The 25,430-nt window shown below is 39.9% G+C and carries 26 protein-coding genes; 8 read left to right on the top strand and 18 right to left on the bottom strand.

All coding sequences use genetic code 11. The annotated features are described in order from the left end of the window. From BCM40_RS04635 to bcp, 3 genes are read right to left on the bottom strand one after another with little or no spacing between them, the layout of a single operon-like run. Positions 1-552: a cob(I)yrinic acid a,c-diamide adenosyltransferase gene (locus BCM40_RS04635; protein WP_065526927.1), complete on the bottom strand. Its 552-nt coding sequence runs from the start codon at positions 550-552 to the stop codon at positions 1-3. A gap of 2 nt (positions 553-554) precedes the next feature. Further along, positions 555-1,496 carry a D-2-hydroxyacid dehydrogenase gene (locus tag BCM40_RS04630; protein WP_065526928.1) on the bottom strand — a complete coding sequence of 314 codons (942 nt, stop codon included), beginning with the start codon at positions 1,494-1,496 and terminating at the stop codon, positions 555-557. A gap of 14 nt (positions 1,497-1,510) precedes the next feature. Beyond that, the gene (gene bcp / locus BCM40_RS04625; protein WP_065526929.1) at positions 1,511-1,987 is read right to left on the bottom strand and encodes a thioredoxin-dependent thiol peroxidase; all 477 of its coding nucleotides are present in this window, start codon (positions 1,985-1,987) and stop codon (positions 1,511-1,513) included. A 123-nt stretch (positions 1,988-2,110) separates the two neighbouring features. Here bcp and BCM40_RS04620 point away from each other — a divergent pair, with 123 nt between their 5' ends. Both BCM40_RS04620 and BCM40_RS04615 read left to right on the top strand, forming a co-directional pair. After that, on the top strand, positions 2,111-3,397 hold the full coding sequence (locus BCM40_RS04620) for a glutamate-1-semialdehyde 2,1-aminomutase (RefSeq protein ID WP_065526930.1): 1,287 nt from the start codon (positions 2,111-2,113) through the stop codon (positions 3,395-3,397). Positions 3,398-3,436: 39 nt separating this feature from the next. Next, positions 3,437-4,522, top strand: a complete 1,086-nt coding sequence (locus tag BCM40_RS04615) for an FUSC family protein (RefSeq protein WP_065526931.1) — start codon at positions 3,437-3,439, stop codon at positions 4,520-4,522. Between the two features lie 33 nt (positions 4,523-4,555). Here the strand turns inward: BCM40_RS04615 and nikC are convergent, their stop codons facing one another. From nikC to mutY, 9 genes are all read right to left on the bottom strand, one after another. Continuing rightward, positions 4,556-5,443 carry a nickel transporter permease gene (gene nikC / locus BCM40_RS04610; RefSeq protein WP_065526932.1) on the bottom strand — a complete coding sequence of 296 codons (888 nt, stop codon included), beginning with the start codon at positions 5,441-5,443 and terminating at the stop codon, positions 4,556-4,558. Positions 5,444-5,460: 17 nt separating this feature from the next. Continuing rightward, on the bottom strand, positions 5,461-6,465 hold the full coding sequence (locus tag BCM40_RS04605) for an ABC transporter permease (RefSeq protein ID WP_065526933.1): 1,005 nt from the start codon (positions 6,463-6,465) through the stop codon (positions 5,461-5,463). A gap of 85 nt (positions 6,466-6,550) precedes the next feature. Then, entirely contained in the window at positions 6,551-8,161 is a 1,611-nt protein-coding gene (locus BCM40_RS04600; protein WP_065526934.1) for an ABC transporter substrate-binding protein, read from the bottom strand. Positions 8,162-8,190: 29 nt separating this feature from the next. Continuing rightward, a complete protein-coding gene (locus BCM40_RS04595; protein WP_065526935.1) occupies positions 8,191-9,174 on the bottom strand; it encodes an ABC transporter ATP-binding protein in 984 nt (327 codons plus the stop codon). Beyond that, the gene (locus tag BCM40_RS04590; RefSeq protein WP_065526936.1) at positions 9,149-10,168 is read right to left on the bottom strand and encodes an ABC transporter ATP-binding protein; all 1,020 of its coding nucleotides are present in this window, start codon (positions 10,166-10,168) and stop codon (positions 9,149-9,151) included. Before BCM40_RS04590 ends, BCM40_RS04595 begins: the two co-directional genes overlap by 26 nt. 151 nt (positions 10,169-10,319) lie before the next feature. After that, positions 10,320-12,065, bottom strand: coding sequence for an ABC transporter ATP-binding protein (locus BCM40_RS04585; RefSeq protein WP_065526937.1), 1,746 nt, complete (start codon positions 12,063-12,065; stop codon positions 10,320-10,322). A 59-nt stretch (positions 12,066-12,124) separates the two neighbouring features. Beyond that, positions 12,125-12,670, bottom strand: a complete 546-nt coding sequence (gene ntdP, locus BCM40_RS04580) for a nucleoside tri-diphosphate phosphatase (RefSeq protein ID WP_008431210.1) — start codon at positions 12,668-12,670, stop codon at positions 12,125-12,127. 103 nt (positions 12,671-12,773) lie between these two features. Then, positions 12,774-13,520, bottom strand: a complete 747-nt coding sequence (fabL, locus tag BCM40_RS04575) for an enoyl-[acyl-carrier-protein] reductase FabL (protein WP_065526938.1) — start codon at positions 13,518-13,520, stop codon at positions 12,774-12,776. Positions 13,521-13,522: 2 nt separating this feature from the next. Beyond that, positions 13,523-14,587, bottom strand: a complete 1,065-nt coding sequence (gene mutY / locus BCM40_RS04570; RefSeq protein ID WP_083394472.1) for an A/G-specific adenine glycosylase — start codon at positions 14,585-14,587, stop codon at positions 13,523-13,525. A 130-nt stretch (positions 14,588-14,717) separates the two neighbouring features. Between mutY and BCM40_RS04565 the strand changes: the two genes are divergently transcribed. After that, on the top strand, positions 14,718-15,698 hold the full coding sequence (locus BCM40_RS04565) for a metal-dependent hydrolase (protein WP_065526940.1): 981 nt from the start codon (positions 14,718-14,720) through the stop codon (positions 15,696-15,698). 63 nt (positions 15,699-15,761) lie between these two features. Here BCM40_RS04565 and BCM40_RS04560 read toward each other — a convergent pair whose 3' ends face one another. The 3 genes from BCM40_RS04560 to recX are packed head-to-tail and all read right to left on the bottom strand — an operon-like array spanning position 15,762 to position 17,149. Beyond that, positions 15,762-16,013, bottom strand: a complete 252-nt coding sequence (locus BCM40_RS04560) for a YfhJ family protein (protein ID WP_008431203.1) — start codon at positions 16,011-16,013, stop codon at positions 15,762-15,764. A 4-nt stretch (positions 16,014-16,017) separates the two neighbouring features. Continuing rightward, positions 16,018-16,350, bottom strand: a complete 333-nt coding sequence (locus BCM40_RS04555; RefSeq protein WP_065526941.1) for a YfhH family protein — start codon at positions 16,348-16,350, stop codon at positions 16,018-16,020. Further along, positions 16,343-17,149 carry a recombination regulator RecX gene (gene recX / locus BCM40_RS04550; protein WP_065526942.1) on the bottom strand — a complete coding sequence of 269 codons (807 nt, stop codon included), beginning with the start codon at positions 17,147-17,149 and terminating at the stop codon, positions 16,343-16,345. The genes BCM40_RS04555 and recX overlap by 8 nt, the downstream gene beginning before the upstream one ends. Positions 17,150-17,253: 104 nt before the next feature. Here recX and BCM40_RS04545 point away from each other — a divergent pair, with 104 nt between their 5' ends. Both BCM40_RS04545 and rlmD read left to right on the top strand, forming a co-directional pair. Further along, positions 17,254-18,156 (top strand): TIGR01777 family oxidoreductase, encoded by a 903-nt coding sequence (locus BCM40_RS04545; RefSeq protein ID WP_065526943.1) that lies wholly within the window; start codon positions 17,254-17,256, stop codon positions 18,154-18,156. Between the two features lie 41 nt (positions 18,157-18,197). Then, positions 18,198-19,562 carry a 23S rRNA (uracil(1939)-C(5))-methyltransferase RlmD gene (gene rlmD / locus BCM40_RS04540; RefSeq protein WP_065526944.1) on the top strand — a complete coding sequence of 455 codons (1,365 nt, stop codon included), beginning with the start codon at positions 18,198-18,200 and terminating at the stop codon, positions 19,560-19,562. Positions 19,563-19,660: 98 nt separating this feature from the next. On the opposite strand, the gene BCM40_RS04535 is transcribed toward rlmD, so the two are convergent. Beyond that, a complete protein-coding gene (locus BCM40_RS04535) occupies positions 19,661-20,836 on the bottom strand; it encodes an MFS transporter (RefSeq protein ID WP_065526945.1) in 1,176 nt (391 codons plus the stop codon). Between the two features lie 77 nt (positions 20,837-20,913). Between BCM40_RS04535 and BCM40_RS04530 the strand changes: the two genes are divergently transcribed. The 3 genes from BCM40_RS04530 to BCM40_RS04520 all read left to right on the top strand — a co-directional run bounded on the left by BCM40_RS04530 (position 20,914) and on the right by BCM40_RS04520 (position 23,887). Next, a complete protein-coding gene (locus tag BCM40_RS04530; RefSeq protein WP_065526946.1) occupies positions 20,914-21,294 on the top strand; it encodes an OsmC family protein in 381 nt (126 codons plus the stop codon). Between the two features lie 334 nt (positions 21,295-21,628). Further along, positions 21,629-21,823, top strand: a complete 195-nt coding sequence (locus BCM40_RS04525) for an SE1561 family protein (RefSeq protein ID WP_065526947.1) — start codon at positions 21,629-21,631, stop codon at positions 21,821-21,823. A 195-nt stretch (positions 21,824-22,018) separates the two neighbouring features. Then, a complete protein-coding gene (locus tag BCM40_RS04520) occupies positions 22,019-23,887 on the top strand; it encodes a heavy metal translocating P-type ATPase (RefSeq protein WP_065526948.1) in 1,869 nt (622 codons plus the stop codon). 27 nt (positions 23,888-23,914) lie between these two features. On the opposite strand, the gene BCM40_RS04515 is transcribed toward BCM40_RS04520, so the two are convergent. After that, a complete protein-coding gene (locus BCM40_RS04515; protein ID WP_065526949.1) occupies positions 23,915-24,814 on the bottom strand; it encodes a YihY/virulence factor BrkB family protein in 900 nt (299 codons plus the stop codon). Positions 24,815-24,827: 13 nt separating this feature from the next. Then, positions 24,828-25,289: a YtxH domain-containing protein gene (locus BCM40_RS04510; protein WP_065526950.1), complete on the bottom strand. Its 462-nt coding sequence runs from the start codon at positions 25,287-25,289 to the stop codon at positions 24,828-24,830. Positions 25,290-25,430: the final 141 nt, after the last annotated feature.

Below are 25,430 nucleotides of genomic sequence, written 5' to 3'. Positions count from 1 at the left end.
TTATTTTTCGTGTAAGCCTCTTTCTACTCTTCCAAGTCGCTGATTAACGAGGCGTGCTGCAACAAACAAGAAATCCGATAACCGATTCAAATAGGCCAACACATTTGGAGAAACATCCTCCCCGATAGATAGCACAGTACGCTCAGCTCTTCTTACTACAGTTCTTGCTACATGAAACGTTGCTCCAGAAGGATGTCCACCAGGTAAAATGAAATTGCTTAGCGTCGGAACGGCATCATCGTATTGATCGATCCACTGTTCAAGCTTAGTAATATCTTCTTCCGCAAGTTTCCATTTGACTTCTTTGCCTTTTGGTGTAGCAAGTTCTGCTCCCACATGGAATAACGTGGTCTGGATTTCATGAAAGACTTTCAAAAGCTCTTCTTTTTCATCGAAAAACTCTGCGTTTAAGTGTCCGACTGCTAAACCGATTAATGTATTTGCTTCATCACAAGTTCCGTAAGCATCTACTAATGGATCATTTTTAGCTACTCGAGTTCCGTAAACAAGTGAAGTTGTTCCTTTGTCTCCAGTTTTTGTGTAAATCTTCATGTTTAATACCCCTTTTCCATATCAACTAAATTGGTTGGAACAGATTGATCAATAAGCCATTTTTTTAAATTTGGGATAAAAATATCTAGTGCCCGATCTACATACTTTCCTGATTTACTAGAGATATGTGGTGAGACAACTACATTATCCATCGACCAATAAGGATGATCAACAGGAAGCGGCTCTTGTTCGAATACATCTAAAACAGCAAATGCGATTTCGTTTTCTTGCAAAGCATTTAATAGAATGCTTTCTGCGACTAAATCACCTCTACCGAAATTCATAAAAATAGCACTGTTTTTCATTATTTGGAAATGCTCTTCTTTTAAAAGGTGTTTGGTTTCATCTGTACTTGGCAAAACCGAGATAACATAGTCTGCTTCCGGAAGTTTTTCTAATATCTTTTCGAAAGAAACCATTTCATCCATATTTGATGCCTCTGCCCCAGAGCGGTTACAACCAATTGTATGGACACCAAACGCCTGTAGTAATCGACCGATTTCTGCTCCAATTGCTCCTGGTCCCAGAATCAAAGCAGTCGTGCCATTTAACTCGGAAGAACGTATTTTTCGTTCCCATTGTTGGTTGCGTTGATTTTGATAAATGACTGGTAACGCGCGCTTTAAAGCCAGTAAATGAGCTAAAGCTGATTCAGCCATGGGCGTTTTATGAATTCCCTTAACATTCGAGACAGTAATACCTCTCGCTTCAATCGCTTGATGCGGTAGTTTTTCAATCCCTGCACTAGCCACCATAATCCACTTTACCTTTTCAGCCACTTCAATATCTTCTGCGGTCAAATCTTCCCCATAAGTCACAATGATATCGGCAGATGACAATCTTGTTTTATCGCGGTAAAGGAAATAGAAATCGACTTCAGGGAATTCATTTTTCATACGTTGCTGTTGATCTTGTCGTGGAACAAACGTAAATAATATTTCCATAAACGTCTCCCTTCTTATTGGTTCCCCATTGCTTTTAATGTTTCCAATACGTCTTGAATATGGTTCGGAACTTTGACTTTTCGCCACGCTTTGACAATAGTTCCTGATGGATCGATCAGAAACGTTGAACGCTCTATGCCCATAAACTTTTTCCCGTACATATTCTTCTCTACCCACACGCCGTAATCTTCAGACATTTGATGGTCTTCATCTACTAAAAGCGAAAATGGGAGTCCATGCTTTTCAATAAACTTATTGTGACGGTCTTCTGAATCTGCACTTACCCCTAAAATTACGGCATCGAGTGCCGAAAAATCCGCTTGCGCATCACGGAAATCGCATGCTTGTGTCGTACAACCTGGAGTCATATCTTTCGGATAAAAATAAAGAACCACATATTTATCGCCAGCAAACTCTTTTAATGAAACAGTTTCTCCAGCTTCGTTTTTCAATGAAAATTCTGGTGCCTGCATACCTTCGACTACTGCCATTTTACCCACTCCTTTTCTTCCTTCTATCGTACCGAACACTGAGCATAGTTTCAATTTCTTTGGCGTTTCCCAACAAGGTTGTCTACAATAAAGAAGAGTTTAATCATAGGAGGCAATCATTCAATGAATCATTCAACATCAGAAGCGCTTCATCAAGAAGCATTACAACACATCGTAGGTGGTGTAAACAGTCCATCAAGATCATTCAAAGCAGTTGGTGGCGGTTCACCCATCGCCATGGAGCGTGGCAAAGGCGCTTATTTTTGGGACGTTGATGGCAATAAATACATAGACTATTTAGCGGCTTATGGACCAATTATTACAGGTCATGCCCATCCACATATTACAAAGGCGATTACACATGCAGCAGAAACAGGCTTACTTTATGGAACACCCACACGTCATGAGATTACTTTCGCTAAAATGTTGAAAGAAGCGATGCCGAAAATGGATCGAGTTCGCTTTGTAAATAGTGGAACCGAAGCGGTTATGACAACCATTCGGGTATCACGCGCTTACACAGGCCGCACAAAAATTATGAAATTTGCAGGGTGTTATCACGGACATTCTGATTTAGTTCTTGTGGCTGCAGGATCCGGACCTGCAACACTCGGTACGCCGGACTCTGCAGGTGTTCCAAAATCCATCGCCGAAGAAGTGATCACGGTTCCTTTCAATGATCTAGAAGCATTTTCAGAAGCGATGGATCGTTGGGGCGAAGAAATTGCTTGTCTTCTCGTTGAACCGATTGTCGGCAACTTCGGTATTGTGGAACCAAAAGAAGGTTATTTAAAAGAAGTTCATCGCATCGCTCATGAAAAAGGAGCGTTAATTGTCTATGATGAAGTGATCACTGCTTTCCGCTTCCACTACGGCGGTGCTCAAGACATGCTCGGGTTAACACCAGACTTGACGGCACTTGGAAAAATCATTGGTGGCGGTTTACCCATTGGTGCTTATGGTGGTAAAAAAGAAATTATGGAAACAGTGGCTCCATTAGGTCCTGCTTATCAAGCCGGTACAATGGCAGGGAATCCTGCTTCGATACAAGCTGGAATCGCTTGTTTAGAAGTTCTTCGCCAAGACGGTGTCTACGACAAAATGGACAAACTCGGAGAAAAACTAGAAAAAGGAATACTTGCAGCTGCTGAAGAATTCGGTATTACGATTACTGTGAATCGCTTAAAAGGTGCATTGACGATTTACTTCACTGATATCACAGTAGAAAACTACGAGCAAGCAGAAAAGTCTGATGGTGAAATTTTTGGGCGTTTCTTCAAGTTGATGCTCGCTCAAGGAATCAACTTAGCTCCATCAAAATACGAAGCTTGGTTTTTGACTACTGAACACACAGAAGAAGATATAGATTTTTCTATAGAAGCCGTACGCGAAGCATTTAAACAGTTATAATGAACGTAAATTGTTTTTGAGGAAGGAGTCCCTAAGTATATGAAATTAGGTGCACGTATTTTTAAAACTGGCGTGGCCATTTCTATGGCATTATATTTGGCCAACTTATTGGATTTACCTTCTCCTGTTTTCGCAGGGGTATCAGCGATTTTCGCTATCCAACCATCTATTTACCGATCTTACTTAACATTACTCGACCAAATTTATGGAAATTTAATCGGTGCCGCAATAGCCATTATTTTTGTACTAACGCTCGGCAGCAATTATTTAACCATTGGGATAGCAGCCATATTAGCCATTGTCGTCATGCTAAAGTTGAAGTTAGAAAATACCGTCCCGCTAACATTAGTAACGATTATCATCATTATGGACTCTCATTCTACGAATTTCTTAACTTTTGCATCACTCAGAATTTCCACTGTGATGCTTGGAATTATATCCGCCTTTATCGTAAATTTGATTTTTTTGCCACCTAAATACGAAACGCGGTTGTTTACTTCCATTCATTCGGTTAGCGAAGAAGTGATTCGCTGGATTCGAGTTTCGATTCGTCACGCATCAGATCACGCCTCTGTAAAAGAAGATATCGATAAATTAACTGAGAAATTAATAAAAGTGGATCAATGGTATTCGTTTTATAAGGAAGAACGCAGCTATACAAAAAAACAACAATACGCAAAAGCACGAAAATTAGTCTTGTACCGTCAAATGATTGCTACATCAAAAAAAAGCTTAGAAGTTTTAAAACGGCTAAACCGTTTTGAAAATGAGTTAATGGAACTTCCTGAGCACTTTCATATGATGATACAAGAACGCTTAGAAAGTTTGGCGAGTTATCACGAACAACTTTACATGAAGTATGTCGGTAAATTGCGCCCCGAACACAGTGAAGGTTCTGGAACAGATGCCGTTATGAGACGCAATGAAGTTATGACAATTTTTGTAAAAGAAATTAATTTAGCACACGAAGAAAATGAAGGCGAATTTTCGGTCTATCATTTAATGCATGTGTTATCAGCCATTTTAGATTATGAAGAACAGCTGGAACATCTAGACTTACTCATTATCGCTTATTTGAATTATCATTCAGAAGAAGTAGATACAGGTCTTGAAAACGCCATATAAAAAAAGTGTGAGGCAAATTGCCTCACACTTTTTTTATGATTTCATTCGTGGATCTAGCGCATCACGTAAACCGTCACCCATTAAGTTAAAGCCTAGTACGGTTAACATAATAGCTACCCCCGGGAAAATCATAGTCCAAGGTGCGTTGGTTAAATACGAACGCGAATCTGCTAACATTTTGCCCCATTCTGGTGATGGAGCCTGCGCACCTAAACCTAAAAATCCAAGAGCTGCTGCCTCAATAATCGCTGTGGCAATTGCCAATGTTCCTTGAACAATTACTGGCGCCATGGAATTCGGTAAGATATGCGAAATTAAAATTCGGTTATCTTTCATGCCAATTGCTTTTGCTGACATGATGTACTCATCTTCTTTTATACTCAATACTTTCGACCGAATCAAACGTCCAAAGTTTGGTACGTTGATGATGGCAATCGCAATTAGCGCATTACGTAAAGAAGGTCCTAAAACCGATACAACTGCAATTGCAAGTAAAATACTTGGGAATGCTAGCATAATATCGAAGATACGCGAAATAATCGTATCTACCCAACGACCGTAATAACCTGCTAATATCCCAAAAATACTTCCTACAATCACGGATCCAATAACTGCTAAAAAGCCAACCCACAATGAAATTCGAGCGCCATATACCACTCGTGATAAAATATCTCGACCAAAATCATCTGTACCCATCCAATGAGTGGAAGAAGGAGGCATAAGCCGTTGAGACAGATTTTGTTCATTGATGCCTTGTAACGTAATCAGCGGTCCGAAAATTGCTAATAAGATAAAGAAAATAACAATCCCCATACCAACAACCGCTACTTTACTTTTGCGGAAACCTCGCCAAGCCTCTTTCCAAGGGCCAGCGACTTTCTGCATTTCTTCTTTTTCTTGGTTGTTTACTGTTTCAGCCATAATACGTCTCCTCCTTCCTAGTCATATTTGATGCGCGGATCAACTAAGCCATATAACAAATCGACAATTAAATTGATCATAACAAAGATAAACGCCACAATTAGAATACCTGACTGAATAACCGGATAATCACGGAAACCAATCGCTTCATATATATAACGTCCGATTCCTGGCCATCCGAAAATGGTTTCTGTCAAAATCGCGCCCCCAAGTAGAAGTCCCATCTGAAGCCCGATAATCGTCAACACTGGAATGATTGCATTTTTAAGTGCATGTTTGTACACAACCCAAAACATCGATAAACCCTTTGAGCGAGCTGTTCGAACAAAATCAGAACGCATAACTTCTAACATACTCGAACGTGTCATTCTAGCAATAATCGCCATTGGAATTGTCGCTAAAGCAGTTCCTGGTAAAACGAGGTGTTTAAGCACAGTAGATAATTGATTAAAATCTCCTGCCATTAATGTATCCAGTACATAAAATCCAGTGATGACATCGACAGGATCTCGAACATTTTCTCGACCAGTAGTCGGTAAAATACCAAGTTCAATAGAGAAAATCCACTGATTCATTAACCCAAGCCAGAAGATTGGCATTGATACCCCAATCAATGCAATAATCATCGCCAAGTAGTCAAACCAAGAATTTTGGAACCACGCTGAAATGATACCCGCATTGATTCCGATTACAACCGCAATAATAATAGCAAATAAAGAAAGTTCAATCGTAGCTGCCAAATATGGCCATACTTCATCTACTACAGGAGTACGTGTACGAAGTGATTCTCCTAAATCGCCAGTAACCAATCCTTTAAGGTAGTCAAAGTACTGAATATACCATGGATTGTCTAACCCTAAATTTGTTCGTAATGCTTTTATTGCTTCTTCGGATGCTTGCTGACCTAGAATAACTTGAGCAGGATCACCAGGAATTGCACGGATTATCATAAAGACGATAAATGTCATACCGAGTAAAACTGGGATTAGCTGTAAAAGTCTTCTTCCAATATAGTGAAGCATCTTCTTCACCTCTCCATCTCTTGCAATATGTATAACAGTAAAAAAAAGGGGGAGGAAATCATCCCGACTCCCTCCCCTGAATTGCCTACTCCAAATCTACTGAAGCCAATTTGTCAGAACCTGTTGGATGTGCTTTGAAATTCATTACGTTTTTCCCACCAGCTAATAGCGGTGTAGAGTGAGCAAGTGGTACCCAAGGAGCGTCATCATGGATGATTTCTTGAGCTTGCATGTATAATTCGTTTCTTGCATCTTCATCAACTTCTGATTGTGCTTTGATAAGAACATCGTGCAATTCTTGATTTTCATAGTACGTGTAGTTGTTTGTCCCGACATTATCTTGGTCAAGCAAAGCATATAGGAAGTTATCTGCATCACCGTTATCGCCAGTCCATCCAAGTAGGAATGCATCAGCTTCTCCGTTTGCAGCTTTTTCTAAATACGTTGCCCATTCAAATGATACGATCTCAGCGTTAATGCCAACATCAGCCAAGTTCTTTTGAATTGCTTCTGCTACTTTTTGACCATCTGGCATATATGGACGTGGAACTGGCATTGCGTAAAGTTCCATATCGAAGCCATCAGCTAGACCAGCTTCAGCTAATAATTCTTTTGCTTTTTCTGGGCTATATTCATAATCTTCAACACTATCGTTATATCCGCTAATTACTGGCGGAATTGGGTTTTTCGCTACTTCTGCGCGACCTTCGAAGAATGCATCTACAATCGCTTGTTTATCGATTGCATGGTTTACCGCTTGACGAACTTTAGGATCATCAAATGGTTCACGTGTTACAGTCATTCCAAGGTAACCAACGTTCATAGATGGACGTTCAAACAATTGAAGATTATCATCACCTTCAATTGTTCCAGCATCAGATGGTGTAATTCCGTCTGCCAAATCAATTTCTCCTGATAATAAAGCATTTAAACGTGCTGAGTTATCTGGAATTGCGCGGAATACGACTTGATCCAATTTAGGCTCGCCTTCCACCCAGTAATCATCAAACTTCTCAATTGTAATCGTATCGTTACGTTTCCATTCAACAAATTTAAATGGACCTGTTCCAACTGGATTATCTCCGAAAGAGTCACCAGCTTCTTCAACTGCAGTTGGTGAAGCAATCGCGAATGGGCTCATTGCCAAGTTTTTAAGGAATGGTGCTTGTGGACGTTTTAATGTAAAGACAACTTCGTAATCGCCTGTCGCTTCAACAGATTCGATCACATGACCTTCATCATCACCGTAACCACCGAACATAGAACCGTAATAAGGAAATTTCTCGCCGTCTCCAGCTGCCCAGCGCTCAAAGTTTTTCACTACAGCCTCTGCATTAAAATCAGTGCCATCGTGGAACTTAACACCTTCTTGCAATTTGAACGTATACGTTAATCCGTCTTCAGAAGGAGTCCATTCAGACGCCAATCCAGGTTCGATTTCTGTATCTTGTTCACCAAAGTTTACTAACGTATCAAAAATGTTTTTTGTTACTTTAAATGATTCACCGTCTGTAACTGCGATTGGATCAAGAGAAACAGAATCGCCTCCACGTCCGAAGATCAATGTCTTCTCTTCAGTGGATCCTCCTTCACTACCGCCTTCTTCTGAACCGTTGTCAGAACTACAGCCAAAAAGTGCTGTTGATACAAGTAAAAGCAATAATAATGACCATGTTAAGAACTTTTTCTTCCCCAAATTAACCCCTCCATTTTTTCTATTTATTATCATTGCGGCCTGGACTCTTCGTAAAGATGACAGGCTACAGAATGACCTTCTTCAACTTCTGCAAAAACTGGTACAACTTCTGAACAAATATCCATTTTAAATGGACAGCGAGTATGGAACCTGCAACCGCTTGGTGGATTTGCCGGGCTTGGAACATCTCCCGTGATAATCACTTCTTCTCGGACAAAATCTGGGTCCGGTACCGGTACTGCAGCCAATAAGGCTTGCGTATACGGATGAAGTGGTTTTTCATATAAATCCTCTGTGTTAGCAAGTTCTGCCATTTGTCCAAGGTACATCACGCCCACACGGTCGCTTATATGGCGAACCACCCCTAGATCATGAGCAATGAATATATAAGTGAGTTTCAACTCTTTTTGTAAATCTTGCATCAAATTCAATACTTGAGCTTGAATTGACACATCGAGGGCTGAAACGGGTTCATCTGCAATAATTAGTTTCGGATTTGTCATTAAGGCACGCGCAATACCAATACGCTGTCTTTGACCTCCACTAAATTGGTGGGGATAGCGTTTTGCATGATAACTGCTTAATCCAACAATCTCCAAAAACTCGTGCACTTTCTTTTTACGTTCTTTTGGATCGCCTATATTATGAACATTCAGCGGTTCCATTAAAATTTTCTCAATTGTATGTCGTGGGTTTAGTGATGCGTAAGGATCTTGAAAAACCATTTGAATATCGCGGCGAGCTTTACGCATATCGTTATTCGATAAACTTGTTAATTCTTGGCCGTCAAAAGTCACGACACCTTCAGTTGGTTCTAAAAGACGCATTAACATACGTCCCGTTGTCGATTTCCCACAACCCGATTCCCCAACAATTCCTAGCGTTTCGCCTTCTTGAACGGTGAAGGATACGTCGTCTACTGCTTTTACATGATTGCTTACTTTGCCTAAAATTCCTGACTTAATCGGAAAATACTTTTTTAGCCCTTCAACTTTCAATAACGGTTCTGTCATGCGACTGTACCTCCTTCGGATCAAATAGGAAACAGCGCGTTTGATGGTCTTCCGCCGTTTGGTACAGCTCCGGACTTTCCGTCAGACAGCGATCAAAAGCGAATTCACAACGTGCCGCAAACTTGCATCCTGTTTTAATCGATCCCGGTTTGGGAACGTTTCCAGGAATCGAGTAAAGGCGTTCTTTTTTAAAGCGCATATCTGGAACTGACTCAAGCAATCCTTTTGTATAAGGATGTTGCGGGTCATTGAAAATCGTATGAACCGGGCCTTCTTCAACGACTTTCCCTGAGTACATAACGACAACTCGTTCACAAGTTTCAGCTACTACTCCGAGGTCATGCGTGATCAATAACACGGCTGTATTTAAACGTTCATTTAGATTTTTTATTAGTTTTAAAATTTGAGACTGAATAGTTACATCAAGTGCCGTTGTTGGTTCATCCGCAATTAATACTTTCGGGTCACACAACAAAGCCATCGCAATCATGACACGTTGGCGCATTCCGCCTGATAGCTGATGAGGATATTCTTTCATCAAGCCCTCTGGTCTTGGCAAGCCAACTAATTTCATCATTTCAATTGCGCGTTCTTGAACTTGTTCTTTCGACCAGTCTTTTTTGTGAATCTTTATGGCTTCTCGAAGCTGATTGCCGATTGTAAATAGCGGATTTAATGACGTCATCGGCTCCTGGAAAATCATCGCAATATCGTTCCCTCTAATTTCGCGCATTTTTTTCTCGGATAATTTTGTTAAATCTTTATCCTGAAATAAAATCTCTCCACCTGTAATTTTTCCAGGAGGACTTGGAACAAGCCCCATTATTGACAGTGAAGTTACACTTTTCCCGCATCCCGATTCTCCCACAATGCCAAGCACTTCACCTTCACGTATGTGAAAATTTACATTATCTACTGCTGGTATCTCTCCATCGTCTGTGAAAAAGGATGTTTGTAAACCTTTAACGTCTAAGATGGTTTTACGCTCAGTCATGATGCTCCCCCTTTTGCACAAAAATGATTCAGAACATTCTCCTTCTTTCAATTATACGTAATATTATTATTAATGCAATACCTTCTTAGTATTAACAGGAAGCTCTAGCTATAGAAAAAGAGCCTCCAAATTTTGGAGGCTCTTAACTAGTTTAATTGAAATGCTGTACTTGGAATAAGTTATAGTACACACCTTGTTGCTTCATCAGCTCATTATGCGTCCCTCTTTCAGCCAGTTTGCCGCGGTCAATTACAAGAATTTGGTCTGCATGAGTGATAGTTGAAAGACGATGCGCCACGACTAAAGTGGTCCGATCATGCGCTAATCGCTCTAACGAATCTTGTATTAACGCTTCGCTTTCAAGATCAAGTGCTGAAGTAGCTTCGTCTAAAATAAGAATTGGTGGATTTTTTAAGAACACGCGTGCAATTGCCACACGTTGTTTTTGTCCTCCCGATAATTTCACTCCACGTTCGCCAACTTTTGTTTCATAACCATCAGGTAACTGTGAAATAAATTCGTCGGCGTTTGCAGCTTGTGCGGCCTCAATCACTTCTTCATCTGTTGCTCCCGGTTTCCCCATGAGAATATTGGCTTTCACTGAGTCACTGAAAAGAATCGAATCTTGCAATACTAAACCAATTTGATCACGTAATGTATGAGTAGTCACATCGCGCAAATCATGGTCATCCATATAAATAGCACCACTTGTCACATCATAAAATCGTGGAATCAAAGAGACGATGGTCGATTTTCCGCCACCACTCATTCCAACAAAAGCAACAGTCTCTCCTGGCTTTACGGTGAAATTCAAATTCGACAGCACTTCAGTTCCACCATCATTGTAATGGAAAGAAACATCGCGAAATTCTAATTTGCCATCAACAACGCTTAAATCATGCGCTTTTTCTTTATCTGTTACATCGTAATCTTCATCTATTAATTCAAAAACACGATCCATCGAAGCTAACGATTGAACCAACGTTGTTGAAGAATTGACTAAACGGCGAAGCGGACTGTAAAGGCGCTCAATATATGCGATAAACGCAACCATCGTCCCAAGTGTTAAATTCCCTTGAATCACTTGGTAACCAGCATAGCCAATCACCATTAACGGAGCCACATCCGTTATGGTATTGACTACAGCAAATGCTTTAGCGTTCCATTTTGTATGGTCAATTGCCTTTTCTAAAAATTGATCGTTCGTCTCGTTAAAGATTTTCTGTTCGTGCTTTTCTAACGCAAAGCTTTTTATAATGCTCATGCCTTGTACTCGTTCGTGCAAATAACTTTGAACATTTGCCAACGCTTGTGAACGTGCACGTGTCAAATCACGTAAACGACCAAAGAAATATTTTACGCTGAACGCATAAAACGGAAACGCTAGTAACGCCACTATGGTTAATGAAACATCCATCGTTAACATGATGATAATAGCAATAATAATTGTCGCAATGTCTAACCAGACATTCATTAAGCCAATCATCACAAAGTTTTTTGTTTGTTCCACATCATTAATCATCCGTGAAATAATTTCTCCTGCTCGCGTATTTGCATAATAACGCAAACTCAAACGCTGCAAATGACCATACAAATAACCACGAATATCGTACAGAATTTTATTGCTGACATATTGTGCATAATACTGACGGAAATATTCAATTGGCGGTCTCAATAAGAAAAAGACAATTGCCGTTCCGCCAAGCCATAAATACAACTGCCGTAACTTTTCTGCATTAGACAGAGCATCTGCTCCTATAATATCGTCAATAACAATTTTGATAAGCAAGGGTATAAATAACGGTATCGCGAATTTAAATACACCAATGACAATCGTCAGCGCAATTTGCCAATAATACGGTCTGACAAACTGCATATAGCGTTTCATACTATTCAAACTTTCCACTCCATTCTTTACAAAACGAAAAACCTGTCGGCAAGCAACAGGTTTTCATTTTAATCACGAATCCGGTTTAACCTATGAAATTCATAACGATTCGTCCATACTTCGATAAAGTCTTGAGCAAATGGTCCTTTGCGCTGTTTAATCCAGCCGATCAGTTTTTCTACATTTCGGTGAAGTATTTGATCAATCACTTCGGGATAACCCATTTGCCGTTTGTGGTCTTCATATTCGTCTTCATCCAATAACGTGTACGACATGTCTGGAAACACTTTTACGTCCAAGTCATAATCGATGTATTTCAACGAGCCATTATTATAAACGAATGGAGAACTAACATTGCAATAATAATAAACACCGTCTTCTCGGAGCATACAGATGATGTTAAACCAATGCTCTGCGTGAAAATAACAAATTGAAGGTTCACGCGTTAACCAAGTTCTTCCATCGGATTCTGTCACTAGCGTCCGTTCATTTGCACCAATTACAATATTATTCGTACCTTTCAGTACGGTTGTTTCCTGCCAGACACGGTGGATGCGACCGTTGTGTTTGTAACTGTGGATTTGGATTGTTTCACCCTCCGCAGGAATCGCCATGTACTACCCCACCTTTTTGTCTAAGCCTTTATTTATCTGCTATTTCCGTATTATATCAATCAATTCTGAAAACATACAGTAATAAGGCATAAGGACCAAAGGATTACATAACGACTGAACGTCCCCCGTCTACAATAATCGTCTGACCACGAATCATATCGGAGTCAGAAGAAATCAAGAACATCGCTGCTTTTACCATGTCATCTACTTCAACCATCCGCCCTGCCGGCGTATTAACGCGAGCGTCTTCTAGTAAATCGTCACGGTTTGGAAAATGCTTTAATGCATCGGTGTCAAGCGCTCCGCCAGATACTGTATTAACCGCAATTCCAAGCGGGGCCATTTCTACCGCTAAATAACGGGTAATCGATTCTACTGCGGCTTTTGAAACACCGATTGTAGTATAATTTTCCAAATAACGAATTGAACCTAATGAACTAATACCGATGATTTTGCCGCCTTTGTCCATCAGTTTCGCAGCTTCTTGCGCTCCAAAAAGCATTGCTTTTGCATTGATATTCATCGTCCAGTCCCAGTGAGATTCTTCTAATTCCATAATTGGCCGCAATACACCTGATGCTGCATTTGAAACAAAAACATCTAAACGTCCAAATTCTTCTTTAATCGTCTCAAACATGCCGCGTAGTTTTTCAACATCGCCTACGTTCGCACGGACTAATAGTGCTTTTTGACCTCTTGCTTCGATTTCTTTTACGGTATCAAGCGCGGCTGTTTTACTGCGTGCGTAATTGACGACAATATCATATCCTTGCTCTGCAAGCGCAATTGCAAGCGCTTTTCCAAGTCCTTTACTACTTCCTGTTACTAATGCTACTTTTTGTTCCGCCATTATCAAACATCTCCTCTTTGTTGTAAAGCTGTTTTCATTTTTTGAACAGGTCCTGCTATCGGCAATAAATCTAATTCTTCTGCTGTCACCCATTTCATATGGGCAGGAACATCAATATTTTTACTTTCGGCTATAAAGCCATCCACGTTCCATGTTAAATGAGAAAAGACATGTTTGAAAGAAGTAATTTTTTCAGCATTGTCGACAATGCCTTTAAACCTTTCCGACAACTGCTCTTCAATTTCTAAAGGCAACACATCTACTGTCGTTTCTAGCATTGGGAATTGCCACATATTCGCAAGAAGGCCGGTACTCGGTCGCTGTTCCATTAGCAGTCGGTCGTTATTGCGTATGGCCACCATCGCGTACTGCAATGATTTTGTTTTTTTAGCTTTTGTTTTAATCGGCAATTCGTGTTGTTTGCCTTCATGAAAGGCTGCGCAATGTTCGCGTACAGGGCACAACAAACATTTTGGAGAAGTCGGCGTACAAATTAACGCACCCAATTCCATCAGTCCTTGGTTAAATGAAGATGGGTCTTCGTGGCTGATGATCTCGGTTACTGCCTCTTCAAAAACTTTGCGTGTTTTCGGTTTGGCAATGTCTTCTTCTATCATAAGAATTCGCGATAACACACGCATAACATTGCCATCAACTGCATGTTCCGGAATACCGTAAGCGATACTTAATACGGCACCAGCTGTATAAGGACCTACCCCTTTTAATGAAGAAATTTCTTTTCGGTTGTTCGGTACGATTCCTCCATAATTCTCAGCCACTTCTTTTACGCCAGCTTGTAAATTTCGCGCACGAGAATAGTAACCGAGCCCTTCCCACTGCTTTAGGAGTATTTGCTCGTCAGCTTCTGCTAAGTCATTCAATGTGGGGAATTTTTCGACAAATCGCTTATAATAAGGAATAACTGTATCGACTCGGGTTTGCTGCAACATAATTTCTGAAATCCAAATTTGATAAGGATCGGCTGTACGTCTCCAAGGCAAATCGCGTTTCTCTGCTGCAAACCAATTGATTAGATCGTTTTGAAATTGTGTTTTTTTAAGTGTAATGGTTGCAACCTCCGTTCAACTTGATTATCTCCGTCCCATTTCGGGTATATTAAAATGAGGAATACGTTTATTTTACCAAAAATATTATGTTCTCCATAAATATAACTTCTATAGAGAGGGGGATGAGACAATGGATACAGGTACTCACATTGTCATGGGTATTTCCCTTGGCGGCCTCGCAATGGCAGATCCTGCCGTCGTCAGTAACCCCGCTACCATGACTGCTGTTGTTTCCGGTGTCATCATCGGATCGTTAGCACCAGATATTGATACCGTATTAAAATTACGAGATAACGCTGTTTATATTCGACATCATAGAGGTGCGACCCATTCGGTTCCAGCTGTCTTAATGTGGCCATTGTTAATTGCAGGGGGGCTATACTTCTTTTTCCCAGAAGCTAATTTACTTCATCTGTGGCTTTGGTCATTTTTAGCTGTTTTTCTGCATGTCTTTGTCGACATCTTCAATTCTTATGGCACTCAAGCACTCCGGCCATTCTCCGACCGGTGGATTGCCCTAGGCGTCATCAATACATTTGATCCTATCATTTTCGGAGCTCATGTACTGGCTTTAATCATTTGGGCATTTGGTGCAAATCCTGTTTGGACTATAAGTATGTTATACATTGCTCTGTTCTTTTATTACATTGCACGATTTGCCTTACAAGCAGCCATTAAACATGCCGTCCTAAATACCATTCCAGGTGCTACGAACGTTTTTGTTGCCCCGACAATGCGCTTTTTCCACTGGCGTATTGCAGCTGATACGGATCGTCATCATTTTGTTGGACGGGCGTACGGACGGACGATTAACATTTACGATAAGTTTATGAAAAAAGAAATGCCCGAAAACAACTTGATGCAAGCGGCTATGAAAGATAAAAATATTGCCGCATTTATTTCTTTTTCCCCATTATACCGTTGGGAAATCAATGAATACGGTGAAATATATGAAGTACGACTAATTGATTTACGGTACCGGAGCAACGATTATTACCCGTTTGTTGCCGTTGCCCATTTAGACAAAGATTGCAACATCATCAATTCTTATACCGGTTGGATTTTCAGTGAAGACAAATTGAGAAAAAAACTAGACTTTAGTCACAATTAGAAAACGCACACCCCAGGGTGCGCGTTTTCTTTTTTTAGTTTCTCACAGTCATTTGCTTTTTTATTAGTCTTTTAATAAATGCGCGTACTTAGGGTTGGTTCCAGCAAATTCATGAATTTTGTCACCGTAGCTATCGATCCATTGACGCATAACTTTTTCAACTACTGCCGTCCCTTGATAATCATACCCTGCTTTTGCATAAGAAGATTCAAAGTCAGATGCTAACAGTTCAATCCACGTACGAGCTTTTTCTTCAGAAAGATTCGGATTTTTTTCTAGCAATTCGATTGTTAGTTGCTCAATAATTTCTTTCATTGGTTTATTTCCCTTCTTTCAACGGGCGCAGCATCGAAATCGGCAACGCTTCCGTATGTTTTTCTCCACCCATACGATAACCCCAAGCAAATCGACCTTTCAAATAATCGATTTGAAAATAAACATTGGGGTCTCCTTCAATGCGGTAAACTTCCCCTGGTTTAAAATCAGCTGGGTCTAATAAATAGGCTGCAGCCATTGTTGCTTTTCGCTCGAGTACCGCAAATTCATTAATGATTCCCAGTTGTTCCGCTTTTCTTGCTTTTTCTCTTAAGCGAGCAATTTCACTGTGAAGTTCGTGCTCTGTCATGTCACTATAAGGCTTTTGTTCAGTCATCTTCAAGCTCCTTTTTGTCTAAATAATCGTTGATTACTTCACTCGGAAAACCTTTTTGATAAAGTCCTTGTTTTACTTTTGACTTTAAATCATAACCCGTCAATTTCGAACTATGCTTACGCCATAATTTGTCCCCTTGTTCAGCTACTATTTCTATCCATTGATCTTCATCTTTCTCAAGGTCTAAATCATCGATGGCTAATTTGATTAAGGCATAGTTATATCCTTTTCTCATCAAGGTATCACTAATTTTCTGATGAATTTGACTAGGTGTTTTCATCTTTTCTTTGTTAGCAATTTTCTCTGCGAGCCCTTTAGCAACTTCTAATTGCTCTTCTTCTGAATAGGAATCCAAAACATCTTTTTGCATCTGTTTGTCAATTCCTCTCTTTTGCATATCTTGTTGGATGGCGCGCGGACCTTTTTTACCGGATTTAATTTGTGTGCGCATTAGCGCTTCTGAAAATTGCTGGTCATCCAAAAAGTTATGGGAATACAACTTTTTAATGGCTTCATCTATTACGGCATCTCCGTATTCTTTTTCTTTTAGTTTTTGACGCACTTCGCCTTCACTTCTCATACGGAACCCAAGATAGTAGAGCGCTTTGTTATAAGCTTTTCGGACTTCATCTTCGAAGTTGACTTCTTCAATGGTCCATTGATCCAGCTCTTTTCCTTTTGTGAGCTGATACCGGATAAGCACCGCCTCATCCACGCTAAAAGCATATTTATCTTCAAAGAAGATGTTATACCTTTCAGGGTTTTTCTTTCCCTGTGTGATTTTCGAAATAATCGGCATTTACTGGCACCTCTCTTCTTGTTATATTATACACCTTTCAGTCAAACAATGGCATAGCATGACCCCTAAAAGGGTATGCTAGTAAGAAACAGGAGGCGATGGAAATGAAAATTGCAATTACTGGTGGTACTGGATTTGTAGGCAAAGAATTGATCCGTTTACTAATCGCTAGAGGCGATGAAGTGTATATTTTGACAAGAAAAGCAAAAGACTCATCTGATCAAAAGGTTACATATGTAAAATGGTTAACTAATGATGCCAAACCTGAAGAGCACTTAGAAGGTGTTGATGCTTTTATCAATTTAGCTGGGGCTTCTATAAATGATGGTCGATGGAGCGAAGAACAAAAAAAACTGATTTATTCCAGTCGAATGGATGCCACAAACGAACTACTGCGTATTATTTACAAACTTCAGCAAAAGCCAAAAGTTTTAGTAAATGCCAGTGCTGTAGGTATTTATCCACCTTCTCAGACCGTTACCTATACAGAAGCTTCAGCTGACCTTGGTTCTGATTTCTTAGCCCAAACGGTTCGCGATTGGGAGATTTTAGCTCATCGCGCTGAGAAAGTAGGTGTACGCGTAGCTTGTGGACGTTTTGGTATCATTCTTGGAAAAAATGGAGGGGCTTTGCCATTAATGGCTTTGCCTTATAAATTGTTCGCTGGTGGCACTGTTGGATCCGGTAAACAATGGTTATCCTGGATTCACATTAAAGATGTGGCACGCGCAATAGTTTTTGCACTTGATAACGATCAATTAAGCGGGGCTTTTAATGTGACTGCGCCGCATCCGAAACAAATGAAAGAGTTTGGGAAAGAAATTGGTCATGCTCTTGGGCGCCCTCATTGGATTCCAGTTCCATCCATTGCCATGAAAGCTGTATTGGGAGACAAAAGCCAGCTTGTTCTAAAAGGACAAAAAGTGCTGCCGACCGTTCTTGAAAAACATGGTTTCCAATTCAAGTTCCCGAATTTGCGATCAGCACTGGCTGATATCTATAAATAAGACTATAATGGGGAGATGATTAACTGAAGGATGTGAGATCCATGAACGATAAACCTATTATTGAAGAAGGTCAAAAAATTCCGATGACGATTAAACGACTCGGGATCAACGGAGAAGGCATCGGCTACTTTAAACGTAATGTTGTGTTCGTACCTGGGGCTTTGCCAGGAGAAGAAGTAACTGCGCAAGTCACGGTGGTCAAACGAAATTTCGCTCAAGCACGCATTATTAAGATTCGCACAGCTTCACCTCATCGCCAAACCCCACCTTGTCCTATTTATGAAGCTTGTGGTGGCTGTCAGTTGCAGCATATGACGTATAGTCAACAGCTTGTTGAAAAACGTGACTTGGTCGTACAAGCATTAGAACGCTACCTAAAAGGAACAAAGGTTAAAGTCGAAGAAACAATTGGCATGGAAGATCCTTGGCGTTACCGCAACAAAAGCCAATTTCAAACACGCTTAAAAGGCTCGAAAGTAATCGCTGGATTGTTTGCTGAAGGCTCTCATCAACTTTTAGATATTGATGAATGTATTGTTCAACACCCAGATACAACAGTTATAACCAATGCTGTAAAGCGCATCTTAGAAGAATTGAAAATGCCGATATATGATGGCAAGACGATGAAAGGAATTATCCGTACAATCGTCGTGCGCACGGGAGTTAATACTGGAGAGATTCAACTTGTTCTAGTCACAACACGATCGAAAATTCCACAAAAAGAATTGTTGCTAGAGCGCTTGAAGAAAATTGATACTAACTTAGTATCAATCGTCCAAAACATCAATAAAGAAAAAACGTCTCTTGTATTTGGTGATGAGAGCATCACATTATTCGGTAAAGATACCATTCATGAAGAACTTGGCGAATTAGCATTCGATTTATCGGCACGTGCCTTTTTCCAACTCAATCCGACTCAAACCGTTAAGTTGTATGATGAAATCAAACGCGCTGCTCAGTTGACGGGTAAAGAAACCGTCGTTGATGCGTATTGTGGTGTCGGAACAATTGGTCTTTGGTTAGCTGATAGTGCGAAAGAAATTCGTGGCATGGACGTTTTACATGAAAGTGTTGTCGATGCAAAAGCAAATGCGAAAGCGCAAGGATACACTGCGAAATACGTAACAGGTACCGCTGAAAAATGGTTAGAGCTGTGGAGCAACGAAGGTTTTGTTCCAGATGTGTTAACAGTTGATCCGCCGCGTACAGGTCTAGCAGATTCACTTTTGCAAACCATCTTGAAAGTGAAACCAAAACGTTTTGTTTATACGTCTTGTAACCCTTCTACTTTGGCAAAAGACTTGCAACAATTAACAAAAATTTATCGAATTGAATATATTCAACCCGTTGATATGTTCCCGCAAACTGCGCAAGTAGAATCCGTTACAAAACTAGTACTGAAATAACAAAACTGTAGCCAACTCGAATTAATCGAGTTGGCTACAGTTTTTTTGAGAACACATCGCTTTAGTCACTTTACGAAAAGAAAGGCCACATTCTTTTGTTAAACATTACTTGTTTTATTTGGTTTTTTTAATGCGATAGGTATGGCAATTACCACTAATATACTCGCGATAAGTAATAAGAAACTTAATCCTCCTGCGTATTGAATAAACAGCCCACCCATTGTAGGTCCTGCTAAACTTCCAATACTAAATGCAATTCCACATAGCAAGTTCCCTGTCGGCAATAATTCTTTTGGCATCAAGTCTGCCATGTACGAAATACCAAGCGAAAATGTAGAGCCCACAAACATACCTGCTATGGCAAAACACCCTACAGTTACCCATACATTTGTTTCATAAAAACTAGCTGCTACAAAAACCACTGCACCACCAGCTAGCGCGATTAGCAAGACTTTTTTCCGACCAATGAGATCACTCAAATTTCCTAACGGTAACTGCGTGGCTATAGCACCTGCTGAAAAAGCGGCCAACATAATTGAAACCATACCAACTTCAATTGATTGTCGTAATGCATAGACTGGATAAATTGCATTAAGAGAAGCTTCTAAAAACCCATAGCCCAGTGGCGGTAAAAATGCGACCCATGCGATTAAAAGGGCTGCTTTAAAACGACCAATTGTTCCACGTGCTGTCATGGCGCTGCCAGTAACTTCAGGGAAATCATTTTTCACTAAAAAAACCAAAGACCAAGCCACCAAACATAGAATTCCAGATACGATAAAGGGCAAAGCTTCAAATACTTCTACCATGGGTACAAATAAAGGCCCTGCTCCGAATCCAATGCTAAAAGACATACCGTAGATTGCAATATTACGACCTAATCGGTGCTGAGGTGATGTACTTGTAATCCATGTTTGTGTCGAAAAATGAAGAGCTTGATCTCCAACTCCAATCAATGTCCGCAACAAAAACCAAAACAATACCGATTTCCATAACGTAAAAAGAAAAAGAGACAGGATGACCAAACCCCCGCCAACTAAAATGAGCGGTTTATAGCCAAACTTGCGTAGTTGCGGTTCCATAAAAGGCGCAATCAACAGCGTCCCCACATATAAACCGGTGGCACTTAGCCCATTTAACGCAGAAGAAACACCATCTTGTTCAAAAATAACAGCGATCAATGGTAATAACATGCCTTGTGAAAAGCCAGAAATTGAGACGATAATAACCAAAATCCAAAATCGTCCACGGGCACTTTGTAAATATGATTTCATGGTGCCTCCTTATGAGCTTGTTCTTTTGTATTTACGAAGATTTCAGATACAATTCTATCATAGGGAGGCGTTATAAGATGAATTTTTCAATGAATGAAAATGGATTTACAGGGCATTTGCCTTTTGGAGACCTTCAAATCTCCAGTAATGAAGAATACGGCTTTAGACCTTATCAATTATTAGTATCTTCATTGGCGATTTGTAGTGGTGGAGTGATGAGAAAAGTATTTGATAAAATGAGAATGTCTTTTGAGGATATTCAAATCGAAGTAAAAGAAGTTGTCCGCAATGACGAAGTCGCTGGTCGAGTAGAAAAAGTACATTTGCACTTTATTATTACAGGTGATATTAAAGACGAGAAAATGCCGCGTATTTTAGAATTGACGCGTAAAAACTGCTCAATGGTTCAATCTGTTCACGATTCAATTGAAGTTGTTGAAACCTACGAAATTCGTTAATCATCATAAAAGGCTCATTCCCTATCTGTTATCAGATGGTGGATGAGCCTTTTACGTTTTATATACGGTTAGGTTATCTTTCATAAAGTCATTCTCGGTTAAAGTACCGATGAAATGTGCGAACCGCCTCCTTCGAATTTCCTGATGCTGTGATGTGGTTTCGCTGATTTCCTTCGGCCTCCCCTCTCTTTTGATTAACCTTAACTTAACACACACAATCTATTAAGTAAATATTCAAAATATAAAAACTAGTAAAATAATTCGTTATACCCATAGTTTATTGAAATATTTTTCGTTTTCCGTTACGATTAACTTGCGAAACGAGGTGTATCACATGGGAAAATCCATTACGAATAAAGAACAGCAAGTTTCTTATATGAAACAACGCTTAAGTATGTTTTTAGAAGTATTAGATACGATTGAACCTGAAAACACAGAACTAGAAGACATTGATCGCTTGATCGCGATGGTTGATGATCTAGACGACAAAATGAAACAATTTCAAAGTCGCCCTTCTGAAGACCAATAATCTGTAAATCCGCTTTCTTTGAGAGCGGATTTTTTTTTTTGACTTTTCACATAAGCCTCATTCTCCTTTTGTTTGGAAGCTCTGTGATAAACTAAAGAGTAAATAGGTTTTAAATTTCTCCTTTCTCAAGCTCCTTAATATTTATTCGTCTATGTGGATTGATTAAATTGGATTCTAGAAAGTGAGGTGCTACTCATGTCATTTGTTAAAATGCATATTGAATTGATTGCCTCTATAATATCCGGTATATTAATCGTCATTGCCTTCACACTCGAACTACAGCAAAACGCTACTCTCTCCGCTATTATTTATATACTCGCCTTCGGAATTGGAGGCTATGCCAAAGCCAAATATGGCATACTTAAAACCCTTGAAGATAAACAATTAAATGTTGAAATTTTAATGATTTTAGCGGCAGTTGGCTCTTCGATCATTGGATATTGGACCGAAGGCGCAATCTTAATCTTTATATTTTCTCTGAGCGGTGCATTAGAAACGTATACGATCAACAAAAGCAAAAAAGAAATTACGTCTTTAATGAAAATTCAACCCGAAACAGCCTGGTTAGTCAGAGACAATCAAACAGTTCTCGTTTCTTTAAATGAACTGAGTACTGGAGACTCTATTGTGGTAAAGCCAGGAGAACGCGTTCCTGTAGACGGTGTCCTTCAAAAAGGGCAAACGGCAGTGGACGAATCAGCAATAAGTGGTGAGGCTCTCCCTGTTTCTAAATACAAGGAAGACGAGCTTTTTGCAGGTACGGTTAATTTGTCTGGTACCATTACGATGGAAATGACTAAGCCTAGCACTGAAACCTTATTTCAAAAAATCATTGACTTGGTGCAATCTGCACAAAGTGAAAAATCCCCTTCTCAGCAATTTATCGAACGGTTTGAAGGGCGTTATGTAAAAGTCGTCATCTTCGTTTTTGTCTTAATGTTATTCCTGCCCCATTATCTAGTTGGTTGGGATTGGAATACAACCTTTTACCGTGCAATCGTCTTGCTCGTAGTAGCCTCTCCTTGCGCCCTTGTTGCTTCAATCATGCCTGCGACACTTGCTGCCATATCCAACGGTGCAAAAAACGGCATCATTTTTAAAGGCGGGATCCATTTAGAAAATCTAAGCATGGTTCAAGCTATTGCCCTTGATAAAACAGGCACATTGACTAGAGGCAAACCCGAAGTGACTGATTTTGTTATTCGTCCAGGAGCCGATTCACAGTTAGCAATGGCCAGAATTGCTGGAATTGAGTCGCAGTCAAATCATCCTTTAGCAAAAGCTATTCATGATTTTATAGTTTCTGAAGGAATTGTTCCTTTGCCTAACTTAATGATAGAAGATGTTCCTGGCAACGGCTTAAAATCCACTATTAACAACGAAGAGTTTCTAGTTGGAAAACCAAAGTTTGTTGGAGAATCCCTCGCTGCGGCTTTTGAAGATGGTTTATTGGAAAAACTAGCGAACCAAGGGAAAACGGTGACCTTTGTTCGTGACAGTAAAGGCATACTCGCCGCTATGGCATTGAAAGATACAGTTCGTAACAATACTAAGGCAACAATCGATGAACTAAAAAAAGCAGGCATCTATTGCATTATGCTGACGGGCGACAATCGCAAAACTGCAGGTGTCATTGCAAAAGAAACAGGAGTTGACGACTATATTGCAGAATGCTTACCAGCTGATAAGGTCGATGAACTGAAAAAACTTGTAAAAAAATACGAATTTGTGGCGATGACAGGCGACGGCATAAACGATGCTCCTGCTCTTGCAACTGCGACTACTGGGATCGCCATGGGTGAAGGAACAGATATTGCGTTGGAAACGGCAGATGTCATCTTGATGAAAAATGATTTATCTCGTATTGCCTACGCAATTCGCCTTTCTAAGAAAATGCAACGTATCGTTAAACAAAACATCTTTTTTTCAGTTGCTGTTATCATAATTTTAATCATCTCAAACTTTTTCCAAACGATTACACTACCGCTCGGTGTTATTGGTCACGAAGGCAGTACGATTTTAGTCATTTTAAACGGCTTGCGCATGCTTAATCGCAGTGTATAACAAAAAACGACGTGAATGGTTAACCATTCACGTCGTTTTCTTCTTTAACAAATGCCGTCTTTCTTTCATCACGGCATTAATCTGGCCACCAATCACTAAGATCATTGCAGAGACATACAACCAAAGCATCAACACAATAATAGCTCCAATACTGCCATACGTTGCAGAGAAACTTCCGAAATTTTTAACATAAATGGAAAATAAGTAAGATGTCAGCAACCACCCTGTTGCCGCAAAAGCAGCTCCAGCTAGCACACTTAAAATATTAAGCCTCACATTTGGAGCCAACCAATAAATAATGGCACACGCAACAAAAATGACGATAGCCGGAATGGTAAAGCGGACAGAATTCCAAACGACTAAAAAGCTTTCTTCCAAGCCTAAAAATGAAAAAATCAACCTTCCAAGTTGTTCGCCAAAAATCGGCAAAGCTAGCGCTACGATTAAAATGAAAATCAACAAAACCGTTAAGATAATCGACATTGCTCTAGCCAAAAGAATCGGACGATTTTCTGCAACTTTATAGGAGAGATTCAGCGATTTTATCAGCGCGTTCATACCTAGACTCGCCGACCATATGGTTGCTAAAATACCAAAAGATAGTAACCCTGTATTTTGTGTAGTTAAAACTTCTACCACTGTACTTTCAATGAGAACGTAGACCGTTCCAGGCACAACTTCTTCTAAAAAGTTAAAAATTTCGCCACGCGACAAGGCCAAATAGGGCAATAATGTAACTAAGAAAATTAATAAAGGAAATATCGATAAGAGGAAAAAAAACGCCAACTGTGCTCCAAGCCCTGGCACGTCGACGTCTTTAATCCGTTGAAACAATTCTTTTAAAAACCCGCTACCTTTTGTTACATCATAAGTGTTCGAAAAGGCACGTTTTTCGCTGTCAGTAGGTTGCTGATCTGCGGGCTTCATCGGTACAAACTTCCTATAACCGATTTTCTGAATTGGTTTTCCCGCTGGGTTGACTGTTTGAATCGGTTGTATTGTTATCTCCTAACGAAGTAGTTGGAGATGGATTGTCTTCTTTCACTGCTGACACGACATCTTCTTTTGTTTCGATAACCGCTTCTTTTGTATCTAAGAACGCCTCTTTTGTTTCAAGCGCCATTTCTTTTACTTGTGGAGACATTTCTTTTAATTCATTTACTTTACTTCCTACATAAGAAGCATCTTCAGAAATACGAGAATATAAGTTTTGAGCTCTCTCAGCTTGCTGCTGGAAAGCTTGCACTAATTCATCTCTATTTGAAGCATAGTATTTTGCATTGTCAGACGCTTTTCTAGATTTTTCAATAACATCGTTTCTTGTATTGCGGTCAAATAGCGAGACAATAACTCCCACTGCTGCTCCTACTAATAATCCTGTCATCAATTTGTTTTGGCTCATCCTAAATTCCTCCCAGTAGTATAAATAATTTCACATCTGTTAGGAATTTTCCCTAATCATTAGGGACCTAAACGCTTTTTTTGTAAAAATAGCTTGACTATCTCTAAGAAGTTTCGGAATATTATGTTTACAGGAGGTTTT

Origin of the sequence: Planococcus donghaensis, assembly GCF_001687665.2 — a bacterium.
GTDB lineage: Bacteria > Bacillota > Bacilli > Bacillales_A > Planococcaceae > Planococcus > Planococcus donghaensis.
The sequence above is the reverse complement of the archived record's forward strand: the minus strand, read 5'-3'. Positions and strand labels throughout refer to the sequence as shown.